The 1391-nt window shown below is 59.3% G+C and carries 1 protein-coding gene; it reads left to right on the top strand.

Annotated elements, in window-relative coordinates; all coding sequences use genetic code 11:
* Positions 1-47 precede the first annotated feature (47 nt).
* Positions 48-1217, top strand: coding sequence for an ISH3 family transposase (locus tag QA609_RS24615; protein ID WP_278305254.1), 1170 nt, complete (start codon positions 48-50; stop codon positions 1215-1217).
* Positions 1218-1391 lie beyond the last annotated feature (174 nt).

The raw sequence follows: 1391 nt of genomic DNA, 5'->3' as shown, positions 1-1391 counted from the left end.
CAGTACATCACAAAGCCGGTTAGTTAGAACGTCTGCTTGCTGCGAATGTGACTAGCAAACAGCAGCAAGCAGACAGTGAAATCCACGAAGACCAGCTTCTTAACTTTCTCGTCAACGCTCTCGATGAGGAAGTTGCTCTCAATCTCGGCGCTAATGCTGAAATCGATGCTGAGGACATCTACGAGGTCCTCGTCGGCGCGTGCGCCGACGGGACCTCGGTCTCGACGCTGTGTGGCTCCAGCAAGAACTCACCGGCAGCGAACACGATCCTCTACCATCTGCGGACGAAGTTCGAGCCGGAACGGCTCGAACGAGTCGCTAACACGCTCCTTCGCCGGGATATCGTCGAATTGCTCCCCGAGCAGGTGGAGGTCTGCGCAGACCTCCACCTGCGGCCCTACTACGGTGACGAAGACGACACAGACTGCCTCTATCACTCGGAAGCGAAGCGGGGAACAACCGCGTTCCACGCCTACGCGACACTCTACGCACGCGTGAGCAACAAGCGCTACACGCTGGCGGTGCGCCGTCTCGAAGACGGCGACACCGCCAGCAGTGTCCTCGCCGAGTTCCTTGGTGTTCTCGACGGCCTTGACCTCGGTGTCAAGGCCGTCTACCTTGATCGCGGATTCTACGACAGCAAATGTCTCACGCTGTTACAGGCGCACAACTACGCCTATGTTATCCCGATCATCCGGTGGGGTGAGACAATTCAACAGGAACTCTCGGAAGGGTGGACTCGCGTCATTCAACACGACCTGACAGGGACACTCGACGGTCACAGCTGGACCGTCGAGTTTCCCGTCTACATCGACTGTACGTACCTGAATGGACGGTACGACGAGAACGGTGTGGCGCGTCACGGCTACGCCGCTGACGCGCCGTTCATCGAGACACCACGCGATGCTCGATACCACTACAGCAAACGCTTCGGTATCGAGTCGAGCTATCGCTTGTCCGAGCAAGCGATAGCGACGACAACGACACGAGACGCGACGGTCAGACTGCTGTACGTCGTAGTGAGTCTGCTGCTACAGAACGTTTGGCGATATCTGCACTACGAATACGTGGCGACGCCCCGCCGAGGCGGGCGTCGCCTCTGGTGGTGGCCATACAAGGAGTTCGTCAACATGGTTCGCCGGGCTGTGTGGACGGCCCTTGCGGTGCGTCGGGCCGTCCCCGCAAACCGGCCACCTGACGACCGGTTCCACCGGTAGTCACTGACTGGGGACGCCGCCTTGTGAGTGGCTACGCTGTCGCGTCGGCGGCTGACCGCCGCCGACAGCGACAGCTCCGTCTTCGATCAGCGTTGCTTGACCGGTATCGACGACTCATCACAACAGAACAGGTGACTCAAGTCAGGCTAACTGGCGATGCTTTGTGAGGTACTG

The sequence above is a fragment of the Natronococcus sp. A-GB7 genome, from assembly GCF_029688865.1.
Taxonomy (GTDB): domain Archaea; phylum Halobacteriota; class Halobacteria; order Halobacteriales; family Natrialbaceae; genus Natronococcus.
This window is presented reverse-complemented; position numbering and strand designations above follow the sequence as displayed.